We start from the raw sequence: 15,519 nt of genomic DNA, 5'->3' as shown, positions 1-15,519 counted from the left end.
TTCCCTTCCGTGGACTATTATGATTGAAGTGTATCGCGCTGAGAGGAAATGGCAAAAGCAATGAGCGGACAAAAACCTGTGACCCCTTCGCCTGACGGGCTGGCGGCTTCGGTCAAAGCGGCCAAAACCAGGGGTTTACCCCCTGTACACCTGTGGAATCCTCCGTTTTGCGGCGATCTGGACATCAAGATCGCAAAAGATGGCTCATGGAGTTATTTAGGGTCGCCTATCAACCGGTTCGAGCTTGTGAAGCTTTTTTCCTCAATTCTTAAGAAAGAAGACGGCAAGTTCTATCTTGTGACTCCGGTCGAAAAGGTGGGAATCACCGTTGAGGACGCGCCTTTTGTTGCGGTTGATTTCGACGCGCAGGGCGAAGAAGAGGCGCAGACCCTGACATTCACGACCCATGTCGGCGACACGGCGATAGCGGGACCGGACCACCCGATCCGGATTGTTATCGGCCCGGAAACGGACGAACCTTCGCCCTACATATTGGTTCGCGCCAACCTGGAGGCGCGCATTGACCGCAAGAGTTTCTACCGCCTCGTCGATATCGGCACCCATCACGAAGGCTGGTTCGGCGTCTGGTCCGGCGGGCAGTTTTTTCCTCTGATAACGTCACAAGCGCTGGATCAGAACTAGGCCGGTTGCGGCGGCTTCCGTTCTCCTATCAGCACCACAGCAAAGGCAGAGATTTCGGCGCCAGCGCACAGGTTCAATTCCGGTTCTCCCCCATGACCAGCATGATCACCATCACGTGGAACGACGTGACGTTTGTGTGGAATAGGGTTAACGCCACGCCCAGCCTCCCAACAGCTGAAATAAACTGCACCTGACTGAGACTCATGGAATCTAGAGCCTAATACACCGGCATCGATTCCACGGACAGGTCCGGGCTCAGCACCATCGTTTTCAAACCATTTTTCGGCCGGGCGCAGTTGAAAAAACTCGCCGCAATGATCCGAACAGCTCTGATTTGTGTGGGATAATATGGCCGATTTTCGACAATCTGTCCTTTTCGATCCCTTTCGCTGATAGCACCCGGCGGCTAAGGTCCGGCCACCAACTGTCCGAGGCCGGTCATGCCCAAATTCGCCGCCAATATCTCTCTGCTCTTTGCCGAGCTTCCCTATCTGGAACGATTTCAGGCCGCGGCGGAGGCCGGGTTCAAGGCCGTCGAAATTCTGTTCCCCTATGAACTGGCCGCAAAAGAAACCCGCCGCGCGCTGCTGGCCAACGGGCTGGAACTGGTGCTGATCAATGCGCCGCCGCCGAATTACACGGGAGGCGAGCCAGGTTATGCGGCCGTCCCGGGGGGCGAGGCCCGGTTTCAGTCCGATATCCGCCGCGTTCTGCGATATGCCGATGTATTGCACTCCCGACTGATCCACATCATGTCGGGCTATGCCTCGGGACCGGATGCGTTGGATTGCTTTGTGCGAAACCTGCAATGGGCAGCGGACACAGCGCCTCAGCAGCAATTCACCATCGAACCGCTCAACACCCTATCCCAGCCCGGCTACTTCCTGAACGATTACGATCTGGCGGTCGAAGTTCTGGACCGAGTCGATCGCGCCAATGTCGGCCTGCAATTTGACAGCTTCCACGCCCATATGATCCACGGCGACGTGCTGACGGTTTGGCAGCGTTTTCACCCAAGGTTCGTCCACGCCCAGATCGGGGCCGCCCCCGACCGGTCCGAACCGGGGCGCGGACCGACGGATTTCGAGAGCCTGTTCGCAGCCATGGACGACACAGGCTATTCCGGTTGGGTCAGCGCCGAGTACACCCCTTCCACACCACACACGTCCGAAACTCTGGGCTGGATGCGACATCACTTCGCCCGATCCTGACTGGCAATCGCGTAAAAAGTATTTAAAACCGGGGCATCGCGACCTTGAGGATGCCCGAATGATCCCTGCCCGCTTTGCCCACGCCCTCTTTGGCCTGATCATGTCCGGCCTGATGTCCTGTATCGTCACCGGTATTGCCACTGTCAAAGCGGTGGGGTTTGGCCCTAATACGCTCGGTGACTGGATGGCATCCTGGGCCTTTAGCTGGCCCATCGCGTTCACCGTGATCTTAACTCTCGGCCCCACTGTCAAACGTATGGTCGAAGGCTGGGTCAGACCATAGGGCTGACCCGCTGCGAAGCGAGCCCGCCGGGCTTGATGCGCAGAGCCGTCCCTAGTGCGCCTCGGCCCAGTTGGCGCCCTGCCCGGCATCCACGCTCAGCTTGACGTCCAGCTTGACCGCCGGGTCCGACGCACCTTCCATCACGTCCCGCGCCACACCGATCACCTGATCCACGGAATCCTCTGCCACTTCGAACAACAGTTCGTCATGCACCTGCAGCAGCATCTTGGCTGGCAGACCATTGATCGCGTCCGGCATCCGCACCATCGCGCGCCGGATCACGTCTGCCGCCGTGCCCTGAATCGGCGCGTTGATCGCCGCCCGGCGCGAAAACCCTGCATGAGGACCTTTGGCGTTAATTTCGGGCGTGTGAATTTTGCGCCCGAACAGAGTCTGTACATAGCCATGCTCTTTGGCGAAAGCGACAGTGTCATCCATATAGCGGCGAATGCCGGGGAAGCGCTCGAAATAGCGGTCGATGAACCCTTGCGCCTCGGCCCGCGGGATGCGCAGGTTGCGCGCCAGACCAAAGCCCGAGATGCCATAGATCACACCAAAGTTGATCGCCTTGGCCTGACGGCGGATATCCGGAGTCATCTCGTCCAGCGGCACATCGAACATCTCGGACGCGGTCATGGCGTGAATGTCCAGCCCATCCGAAAATGCCTGTTTCAGAGCCTGAATGTCGGCAATATGCGCCAGAATCCGCAGCTCGATCTGGCTATAGTCGAGGCTGACCAGCACATTTCCCGGCTCGGCGATGAACGCCTCACGAATGCGCCGCCCTTCTTCGGTGCGCACGGGGATGTTTTGCAGGTTCGGATCGGTCGAGGCCAAGCGTCCAGTGTTGGCACCGGTGATTGAATAAGACGTATGCACCCGACCGGTGTCGGGATTGATATGGGTTTGCAGCGCATCCGTATAAGTCGACTTCAGCTTGGACAGTTGCCGCCAATCCAGCACCCGGCGCGGCAACTCGTGCTCAGTCGCCAGGTCTTCTAAAATATCCGCCCCGGTCGAGTACTTCCCGGTTTTGCCTTTCTTACCGCCTTCCAGCCCCATCTTGTCGAACAGGATCTCACCCAGCTGCGCGGGTGAACCAACGTTGAAATTCTCACCCGCCAGCTCGTGAATTTCGGCCTCTAACCCGGCCATTTTTTGCGCGAACGCGTTGGACATGCGAGACAGCACATCGCGGTCGACCTTGATGCCATGCATCTCCATCTCGGCCAGAACCGGCACAAGCGGACGCTCCAGGGTTTCATAGACCGTCGTCACCTGTACCTGATGCAGTTGCGGTTTGAACAGTTTCCACAACCGCAGTGTGATATCGGCATCCTCGGCAGCGTAAGCCGTGGCCTCGTCAATCGGCACCTTGTCGAAGGTGATCGCCGATTTGCCCGAACCCAACAACGGCTTGATCGGGATCGGTGTGTGGTTCAGATAGCGTTCGGACAACGTGTCCATGCCATGTCCGTGTTCACCGCCATGCATCGCATAGGACATCAGCATCGTGTCGTCGATCGGGGCCACGTCTATGCCGTAACGCGCAAAGATCTTGGCATCATATTTCATGTTCTGCCCGATCTTCAGGACCGACGGGTCCTCGAACATGGGTTTCAGCAGTGTTAGAGCCTCGTCCACAGGCATTTGCCCTTCGCTTAGCGCATCCGACCCGAACAGATCATCGCTTGCGCCATCGCGGTGGGTCAGGGGGATGTAACAAGCCTCGCCCGGTTCGACCGACAGCGAGATACCGACCAGATCGGCGATCATCTCGTTCAGACCGGTTGTTTCGGTATCCACAGCCGCCCAGCCACGCTCGTAGGCCTGATCGATCCATTTTTGCAGAGCCGCCGCGTCGCGCACGCATTCGTAATTTGACGCATCGAACGGGATGGCTTCGGCCTCTTCCTCTTCGGCGACAGGTGCGGGCGCGTCGGCGATAACTGGCGCCTCAGCTCCCAGCTTATCCGCAATCCGCTTGGTCAGGGTGCGGAACTCCATTTCAGCCAGAAATCCTAGCAGCGTTTCCGGCTCGGGGTCTTTCACTTCAAGATCGTCCAGCGTGAAGTCCAGAGGCGTTTGCTCATCCAGTTGCACCAGCTTTTTCGACAGCTCGATCTGATCGCGCTTTTCGATCAGGGTCTGACGACGCTTGGGCTGTTTGATCTCTTCGGCGCGGTCCAGCAGCGTTTCCAGGTCGCCATATTCGTTGATCAGCAAGGCTGCGGTTTTGACACCGATGCCCGGAGCGCCCGGAACGTTATCGACGCTGTCGCCCGCCAGCGCCTGCACATCCACCACGCGTTCAGGGCCCACACCAAATTTCTCGAATACCCCGTCGCGGTCGATGCGTTTATTCTTCATCGCATCCAACATCTCGACGCCATCTCCGACCAGCTGCATCAGGTCCTTGTCGGAACTGACGATGGTCACACGCCCTCCGGCCTCACGCGCCTGAACCGCCAGGGTTGCAATGATGTCGTCGGCCTCATACCCTTCGAGCTCTTTGCAGGCGATGTTGAAGGCTATCGTCGCCTCGCGTGTCAGCGGCATCTGCGGGCGCAGGTCCTCGGGCATCGCCTCGCGGTTGGCTTTGTACAGATCGTACAAATCATTGCGGAACGTGTGCGAGCCCTTATCGAAGATCACCGCCACATGGGTCGGCGCATCCGGACCCGCGTTTCCTTCGACATATTTCTGCAGCATGTTGCAAAAGCCGGAAACGGCACCGATTGGCAGCCCGTCGGATTTCCGTGTCAGCGGAGGCAGCGCGTGGTAGGCCCGAAAAATAAAGGCTGATCCATCGATCAGGTGCAAATGACAGCCTTTTCCGAAACTCGTAGTCATAGCGCGCCCTTTCTCGATCTCATCCGAAATCACTAATGGCACGGGTGACGCAACAGAACCACCCGAACCAAGGCTACAATCTTCATCTTTTCAAAAATACTCACGACCCAATTCAGGTCACAGGCACTCAGGCGTCCGCCTCATGCCCAGTCAGCACATATTTGCAGTCGCAATAAGGGCACTCGACCCAGCCGGCATCCTCCGGAATCTGCAACCAGACGCGCGGATGACCCAATGCACCTTCGCCGCCGTCACAGGCGACACGGGCGGTTTCGACGATCTTGGTTTCCGGCGCATCAAGTGTCACGGCTGGCGATCCTTCTTTGGTTGTCGGCCTCGCGGGCATGTATTAGGTGCGTTTATGAGCGATGAGCAAACCGGGGGCAAGGGTCACATGCGTGATGCGGCAATCAGGATCGACGGGCTGCACAAGGCCTATCGGGGCAGCAAGGGCCAGCCCGAGAAGCACGCGCTGAAGGGCATAGATCTGACAGTACCGCGCGGGTCGGTTTTCGGGTTGCTTGGTCCGAACGGGGCGGGGAAATCGACCCTGATCAACATTCTGGCCGGATTGGTTGTGAAATCGTCCGGTAACGTGTCGATCTGGGGGTTCGACCAGGATAAGGATCCCCGTCAGTCGCGCGCTGCCATTGGTGTGATGCCGCAGGAACTGAATCTCGACCCGTTCTTCACTCCTCGCGGCGCGCTCGAGGTTCAAGCGGGCCTCTACGGCGTGCCGAAATCAGAACGCCGCAGCGACGAGATTCTCGAACTGGTTGGCCTCAGCGACAAGGCCGAGGCCTACGCGCGCACCTTATCGGGCGGCATGCGGCGGCGGTTGTTGCTGGCCAAAGCGCTGGTGCATCATCCCAAGGTGCTGGTTCTGGACGAACCCACAGCGGGTGTGGATATCGAACTGCGCCAGATGCTCTGGACCAATGTGCGCAAGCTGAACGAACAGGGCATGACCATCATCCTGACCACCCATTACCTGGAAGAAGCACAGGAAATGTGTGACGAGATCGCCATCATCAACCACGGCGAGAAGATCGCGCAGGACAGCACCGCCAACCTGCTGAGCCGTATGGACAGCCGGACTATGGTGATTGCTCCGGACAGCCCCGTTTCGAATCTGCCCGTGACTGAAGGTGTCGAGGCCGCGCTGCAGGATGATGGCAATTTGATACTGCGGTATCGCAGCACGCAGACCAGCGCCGAACAGGTTCTGGAATCCGTCCGTCAGGTTGGCATCCGCATTCGCGACGTTCGCACCGCTGAGGCCGACCTCGAGGACGTATTCCTCGCGCTCACCTCTGCCCGGGCGGACGATCTGCCGACAGATGATCAGACCAAGCCGCGCCGGGGCATGCACCGGGTCAAGCTTTAGGTGCGGTCGATTCTTGCCTGATAGCAGTTGTTTCGCGCGGACCGGACGTGAATGTAGGACACGTCCGGACGCGCAAATATACTCCTGACAGAAGCTTCAATCTGATCGGTGGGTGTGATCGCGCCGGTGCCATAGACGATCCGGTCATCCGATCCATATCCTTTAATCAGATAATCCGAGGAAGAGATCAGGATCTCTGGCAACTGTTCGCCCTCGTACCGCTCGCATGGGGTGGCGCATAGAAAGATTGGACCGGTTTCGGCATAAGGATGTGTCTCTAAAAAAGGCCGATGTGCCAATATCAGCATCTCGTCACCCTCGGGAATGTTTCGCAAACAATGGCGGCAGGGATTGCCTGCCCCCGTGGAAACAGCGCGCTCGGGCGCGGCGCCATAGGCATCCGGCGCACCGGCCTGAAGGGCGCGCACCTCTTCGGTGGGCAAAGCAGTGATCTTAAACATCTCGGGTCTCCTTCCTTGCCGTGAACATGCCCGCTGCCGCGGATCCTGACGACCCGTTTCCTGCGCAATGCGCAAAGGACTCGAAAAAGAACAAAACGTGAATATAATAGGGAATCGTCATGTATGCCGAACTGTCGATCACGTCGAATTTCACCTTCCTCACCGGGGCCTCCCACCCCGAGGAGTATATGGAGCGTGCCGTCACCCTGGGCCTGCCCGCCATCGCAATTGCCGATGACAATTCGGTCGCCGGGATCGTCCGTGCCCATACCCAAGGACGCGAGATCGCCCGCAAGGTGCGCGAACGGCTGGAGTGGGAGGCGCAGAATACCTCGATCGGCCCGCCCTGCCCCGATCACATCCCGAAACCACCCTCTTACCCGATCCACGCGGTGCCGCGCCTGATCCCGGCGGCAAGGCTGATCTTTACCGATGCGCCCACTGTCACCGCCCTGCCCCTGAACCGGCAGGGGTGGGCCAATCTGTGCCGCATCCTGTCCAAGGGCCGCCTGCGCGCCGAGAAGGGCGACTGCATCCTGCACCTGTCGGATCTGCTGGAATTCTCTGACGGTCTCCACCTGCTGCTCTGGCCACAAACGGCCCGGTCTCCGGGCGGCGCGGACGCGTGGCGGACACAGGCAGATCAGCTGACGCGCCGCTTTGCCGGGCGGATGCATCTGCTGATGCATCCCCGGTATGATGGCGCAGACACTACATATTTCCCTTTATTAGAGGCTGAGTCGAAGCAACTCGACATCCCTACGATCGCCAGCGCCACGCCGCTGATGCACCACGGTGCCCGCCGCAAGCTGGGGGATGTGGTGACCGCCATCCGCCTGCGCCGCAAAGTCGATGAGCTGGGCCGCGAGGCGCTGGCCAATGGCGAACAACGCCTGCGTTCGGAATCGGAAATGCTGCGAATATTCAAAGGCCATGAGGGGGCCGTTACCCGCGCTCACGCCCTCAGCGAACAGCTCAAATTCTCGCTGGATGAGCTTCGCTACGAATATCCCAGCGAGGGCAGCGAACAGGAAACTCCGACCCAACGCCTGCATCGTCTGGCACAGGAAGGGCTGCACTGGCGCTATCCGGCGGGCGCGTCGGAGAAAGTCAAAAAGATGCTGGCGCATGAGCTCGCCCTGATCGGCAAGCTGAAATACGAACCCTATTTCCTGACCGTCCGCGACATCGTGAAATTCGCCCGCTCGCGCGATATCCTCTGCCAGGGGCGCGGCTCGGCGGCCAATTCGGTGGTCTGTTTCTGCCTCGGCATCACCGAGGTCAGCCCCGAGATGGGCACCATGGTGTTCGAACGCTTCGTCTCTGAGGCGCGCGACGAGCCACCCGATATCGACGTGGATTTCGAACACGAACGCCGCGAGGAGGTGATCCAGCATATCTACGACCGCTATGGACGGGAACGCGCAGGCCTCTGCGCGACAGTCGTGCATTACCGCGGCAAGCGCGCCATCCGCGAGGTCGGCCGCGCCATGGGCCTGACCGAAGATACCATCTCGGCGCTCTCGTCACAGCTCTGGGGCTTCTTCTCAGCCTCGGGCCTTGAAGCCCAACGGATGCGCGAAATTGGCCTTGATCCCGAGGATCGGCGCCTGAAACAGACTCTAATGCTGGTCTATGAGATAGACGGCTTTCCCCGCCACCTCTCGCAACATGTCGGCGGCTTCATCATCACCGAGGGGCGGCTGGACGAACTTGTTCCCATCGAAAACGCCACGATGGAGGACCGCACGGTCATCTGCTGGGACAAGGACGACATCGACAGCCTTGGCATCCTCAAAGTCGATGTGCTGAGCCTCGGGATGCTCACCTGCATCCGCAAGGCGTTCGATCTGATCGGGCAGCACCATCAGACCCAATACACGCTGGCCACCCTGCCGCCCGAGGATCCAACGGTCTATGACATGCTCTGCAAGGCCGACTCGGTTGGCGTGTTTCAGGTGGAAAGCCGGGCGCAGATGAACTTTCTGCCCCGTATGCGGCCGCGCAATTTCTATGATCTGGTGATTGAAGTCGCCATCATCCGTCCCGGCCCCATTCAGGGCGACATGGTCCACCCCTATATCCGCCGCCGCAATGGCGAGGAGGAGGTCAGCTTCCCCTCGGACGAACTGGGCGAGGTACTGGGAAAGACGCTGGGCGTGCCGCTGTTTCAGGAGCAGGCGATGCAGATCGCCATTGTCGGCGCGGACTTCACCCCGGAACAGGCCGACCGCCTGCGCCGTTCGCTGGCGACCTTCAAGAAGCACGGCAATGTCAGCGAGTTCCGCGCGCTGTTTCTGCGCGGAATGAAACGCAACGGCTATAAGGATGATTTTGCCGAGCGCTGTTTTTCGCAGATCGAAGGCTTCGGCTCATACGGTTTCCCCGAAAGCCACGCGGCGAGCTTTGCGCTGCTGGTCTATGCCTCGGCCTGGATCAAATGCCATCACCCCGGCATCTTTGCCTGCGCCCTGCTGAACTCGCAGCCGATGGGGTTCTACGCCCCGGCGCAAATCGTGCGGGATGCCCGCGAGCACGGGGTGCGGGTGCGCCCGGTCTGCATCAATGCCAGCTTCTGGGACAATGTGATGGAGCCTGACGGCCAGGGCGGGTTGGCCCTGCGGCTGGGCTTTCGCCAGATCAAGGGGCTGAGCGAAGAGGATGCCAGTTGGCTGACCGCCGCGCGCGGCAATGGCTACCATCAGGTCGATGATGTCTGGCGCCGCGCCGGGCTGGGGCCGTCGGTGATTGAACGGCTGGCCGAGGCCGATGCCTTTGCCGCCTGCGATCTGACCCGGCGCGATGCCTTGTGGCAGGCCAAGGCGATCGCCACCGCCAAACCACTGCCTCTGTTCTCACAGGATCTGGAGGGCGAGGCGCTGGTCGAACCCGAGGCGTACCTGCCGCAGATGACACTGGGTGAGCAGGTGGTCGAGGATTACGTCGCTACCCGCCTCAGCCTGAAAGCGCATCCGGTCGCCCTGTTGCGGCATCTGCTGACACCGGACGGGCGCGACAAAACCACCTCTGTCACCTGACGCCAGAACGGCCTATCTGACCAAAACAGAGTCGAAATTCAGGCCACCATGTCCAGACCCACCCTTCCTCCGCGCTTTCCCGCGACGCCCGACCAGATCAACACGCAGGTCAGCGCCTTTTATGCCCGGGTCCGGAAGGACAAGCTGCTGGGCCCGGTCTTTGCGAACCATGTCACCGACTGGCCAGCGCATGAGGACAAGATCGCCGCTTTCTGGCGCAACGCCATCCTGTTTGAGCGCAGCTATGACGGCAATCCGCAGCGGGTGCATATCGAACGGCCCGATGTGAAACCTGACATGTTCGCCCATTGGCTGGACTTGTTCGAAGAGGTCGCCACCCAAACTCTGCCGCCGGAAACCGCCACCCCGTGGGTCGCGCTGGCCCGCCGCATCGGTGTCGGGATGAAGGCAGGCGTGCAATCGGCTCGCCAGCCCAAGGACGCGCCTCCAATCTTGAGTTGATCTCACAACATGGCAGCATTGCGATGTTAGCGGTAAAATAGGGGCTATGCGGGCCGACCAAATGAGTTTACTCAGAGGCAAGACAGCCCCCTTGCGCTGCGACAGCACAGCGCCACCACACCGACATATCACCCGAGGCAACAGCGATGAGCACTCAAAACACCACCCTCCGGGGACTTGGTTTCGCGTTTCTTGGATTCGCGGTTTTTGCCAGCCATGACGCGCTGATCAAGGTGCTGGGCGGTACCTACTCGGTGATGCAGATCATCTTTTTCGCCACGCTGTTTTCTTTTGTGCCCATGGCGGTCACGATCCTGACTGACCGGACAACCGGGAACTTCCTGCCCCATCGCCCGTGGCTGGTCCTGCTGCGGTCGGGCCTGATGGTCACGGCGATGTCCTGCGCGTTTTACGCCTTTTCCGTTTTGCCACTGGCCGAGGTCTATTCGCTGCTGTTTTCCTTCCCGCTGATCGTCACAGTCCTGTCGATCCCGCTTCTGGGCGAAGTGGTTCGCGCCCAGCGTTGGGCCGCGGTCGGTGTGGGCCTGATCGGCGTGCTGATCGTCCTGCGCCCCGGCGCAACGGATATAACCCTCGGCCATCTGGCCGCCCTGACGGCCGCATTTTGCAGCGCCTTCGCCTCGGTTCTGGTGCGAAAGATCGGCAATCAGGAACGATCTGCGGTTCTGATCCTCTATCCCATGCTGCTGGCCATTGTCGTCATGAGCCTTGCACAGCCTGCCGTGTATCAGCCGCCATCCCTGCTGCATCTGGCGATGATGGCGCTGGTCGGAGTGTTCTCGGTGATCGCACAGCACCTGATCATTCTGGCCTATCGCGCAGCCCCCGCCGGGGTCGTCGCCCCCAGCCAGTACAGCCAGATCATCTGGGCCACGCTGTTCGGCATGATCTTCTTTGGCGAAAACCCCGACGTCTGGGTCGCGGTCGGGGCCAGCGTCATCATCGCCTCCGGCGTTTTTGTGGTCTGGCGCGAAACCCGGTCGAACGCATCGGCCAACACGCCTGTTCTGCGTGTGCGGTCGCCGCGGTCCGATACCGGGGCATCAAGGCCAGGCAAATAAGCCGCTGGCAACGAATAACGGCGCGCAATAGTGCGCGCCGTCGATCCTCAAATAGGAAAAATTGCCGGTTTTGAGCCTTAGTAGACCACAACCGAGCGGATGCTCTCGCCCTTATGCATCAGGTCGAAACCGTGGTTGATGTCGTCCAGCCCCATGGTGTGTGTGATCATCGGGTCGATCTCGATCTTACCTTCCATGTACCAGTCAACGATCTTCGGCACATCGGTCCGGCCACGGGCGCCGCCAAAGGCGGTTCCGCGCCACGACCGGCCGGTGACCAGCTGGAACGGACGGGTCGAGATTTCGGCCCCGGCGGGCGCCACGCCGATGATGATCGATTCACCCCAGCCCTTATGCGCCGATTCAAGCGCGTCGCGCATCACGCCGACATTGCCGGTGGCGTCAAAGGTGTAATCGGCGCCGCCCCTGGTCAGGTCGACCAGATAGGGAACCAGATCGCCTTCGACCTCTTTCGGGTTCACGAAATCGGTCATGCCGAATTTCGTGGCCATTTCCACTTTGGACGGGTTCAGGTCGACGCCGACGATCTGATCGGCCCCGGCCAGGCGCAGGCCCTGGATCACGTTCAGACCGATGCCGCCCAGACCGAAGACGATGGCGCGGCTGCCGATCTCGACTTTGGCGGTGTTGATCACCGCGCCGATACCGGTGGTCACGCCGCAGCCGATATAGCAGATTTTGTCGAACGGCGCGTCCTCACGCACTTTGGCCAGCGCGATTTCGGGCAGAACCGTGTGGTTCGAAAAGGTCGAACAGCCCATGTAGTGCAGGATCGGATCGCCATCCAGCGTCGAGAAACGCGACGTTCCATCGGGCATGAGGCCCTGGCCTTGCGTCGATCGGATCGCCTGACACAGGTTGGTCTTGGGGTGTAGACAGTATTCGCATTCGCGGCATTCCGGGGTGTAAAGCGGGATCACGTGGTCACCCGGCTTCAGGCTGGTCACGCCGGGGCCGACCTCGACCACGACACCTGCGCCTTCGTGGCCCAGAATGGCCGGAAACAGGCCTTCGGGATCAGCTCCCGACAGGGTGAATTCGTCGGTATGGCAGATGCCGGTGGCCTTGATCTCGACCAGAACCTCGCCCGCTTTGGGGCCTTCGAGGTTCACGTCCATCACTTCCAAAGGTTTGCCTGCCTGAACGGCGACGGCGGCACGGGTACGCATGGTGTTTGTCTCCCTGTCTTATTTGCCCCGACCCTGCGTCAATTGCAGGGCATTTTCAACTGCGCTTTGGTGACAGATTGGCTAATGTTTTGATATTGCAGAAACGACATTGCCGCAAAGAGGAACGCCAATGCACCGATTTATCCCCGCGCTGGCCCTGCTGGCAGCCTGTGCCGAGACACCGCCCCCACCGGAAGACATCCCGATCCCACCCGAAGCCTCGCCGGTCGATCTGGCCTTTTGTGAGGGCGACGCGATTGCCGGTTCCATTGGCCAGCCGGTGTCGACCATCCAGGCCCAACTGCCTGAGCGAGCGCGCGTTCTCGGCCCCGATGGTATCGCCACGCAGGATTACCGCATTGATCGTCTGAATGTGTTCGTGGACGGGTCCGGGGTCATTCAGCGCCTGACCTGCGGGTAAGCGTGGACTCGGCAGGTGATTCTCGGATAAGAACAAAATGAGAACATTTTAATGTCTGCCCGATGCCCAAACGCCGAATACTTTCGCTATGGTTCCCCCGTCTGGGGGCTGAACGGCTGATCCGTGCCGCGCGGGGCCTGCATGACGGGCCTTTGGCCGTGGTGGCGGAACAGTCAAACATGCAGGTCGTCACCTCGCTGAATGCGGATGCTCAGGCCGCCGGTCTGCGTGTGGGGCAGCCGGTGCGCGACGCTCACGCCATGTGCGCGGCCCTTGTCACCCGCCCCCGCAACGCCCCGTCCGAGGCCGCGTTCCTGACCGCACTGCGCCGCTGGGCAGGCAAGTTCAGCCCATGGGTGGCTGAGGAAGCGCCAGACGGGCTGATCGTCGACCTGTCGGGCTGCGCCCATCTGTTCGGCGGTGAAGAGGCGTTGCTGAGCGTCCTTGAGACTGACTGCGCCGATATGGGCCTGAGCGTGCAGATGGGCATCGCCGACACGCTGGGCGCGGCCTGGGCGCTGGCGCGTTATGCCGGGAACGAGGCCACATCCGACCGCAACGGCGACGCCATCAGCCAAGAGGCGCGCGCGACCCGCGCCCGGGCGGGAAAACGGCGGCACTGGACCAAGGGCGGGGCCGCGCCGCAGGTGATGGCGCTGGGTGGTGGCGCGCGGATTGCTGCGCCGGGGCAGGCCTATGGCGCGCTCAGCCCCCTGCCTATTGCGGCGCTGCGACTGGATGACCCCGTCGTGGCGCAGCTGAACCGTCTGGGCCTGCGCCGGATCGGTGATCTGCTGGGCCAGCCCCGCGCCTCTCTGGCGCGGCGGTTCGGACGCGGGCTGGTGCTGCGGCTGGATCAGGCGATGGGCAGCGCGCCCGAACCGGTCTCACCCGCCCGTCCGCCACATCACTTTGCGGTGCGGATGACCCTGCCCAACCCGATCGGGCTGATCGAGGACGTGATGGCCGCCATCGACCGGGTGTTGCCGGCGCTTTGCACCAAGCTGGAAGAGAAAGGCCGCGGCGTCCGCACCCTGCGGCTCGAGGCGCACCGCGCCGATCAGGCGGCCGAGATTATCGAGGTTGGCCTGGCCCGCCCAACCTTTGATAAACACCGCATTCGCCCTTTGTTAGAGATGAAGATTGACAAGATCGACGCGGGCTATGGCATCGACATGCTGCGGCTGGAGGCGGTGCAGTCTGAGCCCATCCACGCCCGCACTATGGCTGGCCATGCCGAGGCCCGCCGCGCCGTGCGTGATCGGCTGGAGGGCAATACCGCCGTGGACGATCTGATCGGCAAACTGGGTGCGCGGGCGGGGTTGGAGACAATCACCCGGCATCACCCGGCGGCCTCGCATATCCCCGAGAAAACAGCGCAGACGCTGGCTGCGGCATGGTCGGAACCCGCCCGCGACTGGCCCGCCCCGCCGCGCCCGCGCCCCTTGTTAATGTGGCAGCCCGAGCCGGTGATGGCCCCGGAAACCCCGGACGTGCCCAGCGCGTTCCGCTGGCGCGGGCGCGACTGGCAACTGGCGCAGGCCACCGGCCCGGAACGGATCGCGCCGGAATGGTGGCTGGACGACCCCAACTGGCGCAGCGGCGTGCGGGATTACTGGGTGGTGGTGACCGAACAGGGCGAACGGCTGTGGCTGTTTTACGGCCATGGCGGCACCATGTCGGCGGGCTGGTTCTGTCAGGGACAGTTTGCTTAGACTCTATTTTCCGCGATAAACGAGAATATCCGGCAGGTAATCGATCAGGCGGATAAACCAGGAAAACGGGGCCGGAAAATCGGTGCGGAACCGGCGGCGCGACATTGCCTTGACCACGCGCTCTGCTGCGTCCTCGGGACTCATCAGCATCGGCATCCTGAAGCTGTTCTTCTCGGTCAAGCGAGTCTTGACGAAACCGGGATTGACGATTCGCACCGTCACGCCGGTGCCCGCCAGATCATGCCGCATGGTTTCCGCCAGAGAAATCAGCGCCGCCTTGCTGGCGCCATACCCAACCGCAGCAGGCAAACCGTGATAACCGGCCAAAGACCCGATCAGCGTTATCTCACCACGTCCGGCTTTGACAAAACCCGGAACGACTTCGCCCAGAACGCGCAGGGCACCCAGATAGTTCACATCACCCATCATCAGGGCCGCCTTGGAATCCCAACCCGTCGCGCGCATCGGTTCATAAGCCCCGGCATTGTAAACAAGCCCGTCCACCCTTCCAGCCTCGACTGCGGCATGAGAAACAGAGTCTAAATAGGCCACATCACAAGGAACTGCACGGGCATGCGGAAGGGTGGCGCATATCTCGGCCAGACGGTCCGCATTGCGCGCGGACAGGATCAGATGGGCACCCCGACGGCTCAGCGCCCCGGCCAGCGACCGGCCCAGGCCTTCGCTGGCGCCGATGATCCAGTAGGTTTTTCCATCAAAGCTGCTCATGCCGGGGCCATTTCACTCTTGTTTGATGTTACTACGGCCTCGCGG

General features: G+C 61.0%; 14 protein-coding genes. 9 read left to right on the top strand and 5 right to left on the bottom strand.

All coding sequences use genetic code 11. The features are described 5' to 3' along the window. Positions 1-60 precede the first annotated feature (60 nt). From GOX66_RS11315 to GOX66_RS11305, 3 genes are all read left to right on the top strand, one after another. Positions 61-642: a DUF1285 domain-containing protein gene (locus GOX66_RS11315; RefSeq protein WP_170762659.1), complete on the top strand. Its 582-nt coding sequence runs from the start codon at positions 61-63 to the stop codon at positions 640-642. 440 nt (positions 643-1,082) lie between these two features. Further along, positions 1,083-1,853 (top strand): hydroxypyruvate isomerase family protein, encoded by a 771-nt coding sequence (locus GOX66_RS11310; RefSeq protein WP_170762657.1) that lies wholly within the window; start codon positions 1,083-1,085, stop codon positions 1,851-1,853. Between the two features lie 58 nt (positions 1,854-1,911). Further along, positions 1,912-2,136 carry a DUF2798 domain-containing protein gene (locus GOX66_RS11305; protein WP_170762655.1) on the top strand — a complete coding sequence of 75 codons (225 nt, stop codon included), beginning with the start codon at positions 1,912-1,914 and terminating at the stop codon, positions 2,134-2,136. Between the two features lie 51 nt (positions 2,137-2,187). On the opposite strand, the gene polA is transcribed toward GOX66_RS11305, so the two are convergent. Together polA and GOX66_RS11295 are read right to left on the bottom strand one after the other, a co-directional pair. Then, entirely contained in the window at positions 2,188-4,989 is a 2,802-nt protein-coding gene (gene polA / locus GOX66_RS11300; protein WP_170762653.1) for a DNA polymerase I, read from the bottom strand. Positions 4,990-5,116: 127 nt separating this feature from the next. Further along, positions 5,117-5,296, bottom strand: coding sequence for a zinc-finger domain-containing protein (locus GOX66_RS11295; RefSeq protein ID WP_170762651.1), 180 nt, complete (start codon positions 5,294-5,296; stop codon positions 5,117-5,119). A gap of 87 nt (positions 5,297-5,383) precedes the next feature. On the opposite strand from GOX66_RS11295, the gene GOX66_RS11290 reads away from it, so the two are divergent. Beyond that, on the top strand, positions 5,384-6,376 hold the full coding sequence (locus GOX66_RS11290) for an ABC transporter ATP-binding protein (protein WP_170762917.1): 993 nt from the start codon (positions 5,384-5,386) through the stop codon (positions 6,374-6,376). Here GOX66_RS11290 and GOX66_RS11285 read toward each other — a convergent pair. Further along, on the bottom strand, positions 6,373-6,837 hold the full coding sequence (locus GOX66_RS11285) for a DUF1203 domain-containing protein (protein WP_170762649.1): 465 nt from the start codon (positions 6,835-6,837) through the stop codon (positions 6,373-6,375). The two genes, GOX66_RS11290 and GOX66_RS11285, sit on opposite strands and share 4 nt — an antisense overlap. A gap of 119 nt (positions 6,838-6,956) precedes the next feature. Between GOX66_RS11285 and GOX66_RS11280 the strand changes: the two genes are divergently transcribed. The 3 genes from GOX66_RS11280 to GOX66_RS11270 all read left to right on the top strand — a co-directional run bounded on the left by GOX66_RS11280 (position 6,957) and on the right by GOX66_RS11270 (position 11,419). Beyond that, positions 6,957-9,875, top strand: a complete 2,919-nt coding sequence (locus GOX66_RS11280; RefSeq protein ID WP_170762648.1) for an error-prone DNA polymerase — start codon at positions 6,957-6,959, stop codon at positions 9,873-9,875. Between the two features lie 48 nt (positions 9,876-9,923). Beyond that, entirely contained in the window at positions 9,924-10,337 is a 414-nt protein-coding gene (locus GOX66_RS11275) for a group III truncated hemoglobin (RefSeq protein ID WP_170762646.1), read from the top strand. Positions 10,338-10,483: 146 nt separating this feature from the next. Beyond that, on the top strand, positions 10,484-11,419 hold the full coding sequence (locus GOX66_RS11270; RefSeq protein WP_170762644.1) for a DMT family transporter: 936 nt from the start codon (positions 10,484-10,486) through the stop codon (positions 11,417-11,419). A 77-nt stretch (positions 11,420-11,496) separates the two neighbouring features. On the opposite strand, the gene GOX66_RS11265 is transcribed toward GOX66_RS11270, so the two are convergent. Then, positions 11,497-12,609: an S-(hydroxymethyl)glutathione dehydrogenase/class III alcohol dehydrogenase gene (locus GOX66_RS11265; protein WP_170762642.1), complete on the bottom strand. Its 1,113-nt coding sequence runs from the start codon at positions 12,607-12,609 to the stop codon at positions 11,497-11,499. 130 nt (positions 12,610-12,739) lie between these two features. On the opposite strand from GOX66_RS11265, the gene GOX66_RS11260 reads away from it, so the two are divergent. Together GOX66_RS11260 and GOX66_RS11255 are read left to right on the top strand one after the other, a co-directional pair. Then, a complete protein-coding gene (locus GOX66_RS11260; protein WP_170762640.1) occupies positions 12,740-13,030 on the top strand; it encodes an I78 family peptidase inhibitor in 291 nt (96 codons plus the stop codon). A gap of 62 nt (positions 13,031-13,092) precedes the next feature. Then, on the top strand, positions 13,093-14,745 hold the full coding sequence (locus GOX66_RS11255) for a DUF6504 family protein (protein WP_170762639.1): 1,653 nt from the start codon (positions 13,093-13,095) through the stop codon (positions 14,743-14,745). Between the two features lie 3 nt (positions 14,746-14,748). Here the strand turns inward: GOX66_RS11255 and GOX66_RS11250 are convergent, their stop codons facing one another. Further along, positions 14,749-15,474: an SDR family NAD(P)-dependent oxidoreductase gene (locus GOX66_RS11250; RefSeq protein ID WP_170762636.1), complete on the bottom strand. Its 726-nt coding sequence runs from the start codon at positions 15,472-15,474 to the stop codon at positions 14,749-14,751. Between the last annotated feature and the right edge of the window lie 45 nt (positions 15,475-15,519).

It is taken from the genome of Ruegeria lacuscaerulensis (genome assembly GCF_013031245.1).
Taxonomy (GTDB): Bacteria; Pseudomonadota; Alphaproteobacteria; order Rhodobacterales; family Rhodobacteraceae; genus Ruegeria; species Ruegeria lacuscaerulensis_C.
Note: the sequence above shows the minus strand (reverse complement) of the source record. Positions and strands in the feature narration are given on the sequence as shown.

Bases quoted from the DNA above. Each gene is read 5' to 3' on its own strand.
- GOX66_RS11255 (WP_170762639.1), top strand. From the start codon at position 13,093: ATGCCCAAACGCCGAATACTTTCGCTATGGTTCCCCCGTCTGGGGGCT.
- polA (WP_170762653.1), bottom strand. From the start codon at position 4,989: ATGACTACGAGTTTCGGAAAAGGCTGTCATTTGCACCTGATCGATGGA.
- GOX66_RS11285 (WP_170762649.1), bottom strand. From the start codon at position 6,837: ATGTTTAAGATCACTGCTTTGCCCACCGAAGAGGTGCGCGCCCTTCAG.
- GOX66_RS11270 (WP_170762644.1), top strand. From the start codon at position 10,484: ATGAGCACTCAAAACACCACCCTCCGGGGACTTGGTTTCGCGTTTCTT.
- GOX66_RS11265 (WP_170762642.1), bottom strand. From the start codon at position 12,609: ATGCGTACCCGTGCCGCCGTCGCCGTTCAGGCAGGCAAACCTTTGGAA.
- GOX66_RS11315 (WP_170762659.1), top strand. From the start codon at position 61: ATGAGCGGACAAAAACCTGTGACCCCTTCGCCTGACGGGCTGGCGGCT.
- GOX66_RS11275 (WP_170762646.1), top strand. From the start codon at position 9,924: ATGTCCAGACCCACCCTTCCTCCGCGCTTTCCCGCGACGCCCGACCAG.
- GOX66_RS11310 (WP_170762657.1), top strand. From the start codon at position 1,083: ATGCCCAAATTCGCCGCCAATATCTCTCTGCTCTTTGCCGAGCTTCCC.
- GOX66_RS11305 (WP_170762655.1), top strand. From the start codon at position 1,912: ATGATCCCTGCCCGCTTTGCCCACGCCCTCTTTGGCCTGATCATGTCC.
- GOX66_RS11260 (WP_170762640.1), top strand. From the start codon at position 12,740: ATGCACCGATTTATCCCCGCGCTGGCCCTGCTGGCAGCCTGTGCCGAG.
- GOX66_RS11290 (WP_170762917.1), top strand. From the start codon at position 5,384: ATGCGTGATGCGGCAATCAGGATCGACGGGCTGCACAAGGCCTATCGG.
- GOX66_RS11280 (WP_170762648.1), top strand. From the start codon at position 6,957: ATGTATGCCGAACTGTCGATCACGTCGAATTTCACCTTCCTCACCGGG.
- GOX66_RS11250 (WP_170762636.1), bottom strand. From the start codon at position 15,474: ATGAGCAGCTTTGATGGAAAAACCTACTGGATCATCGGCGCCAGCGAA.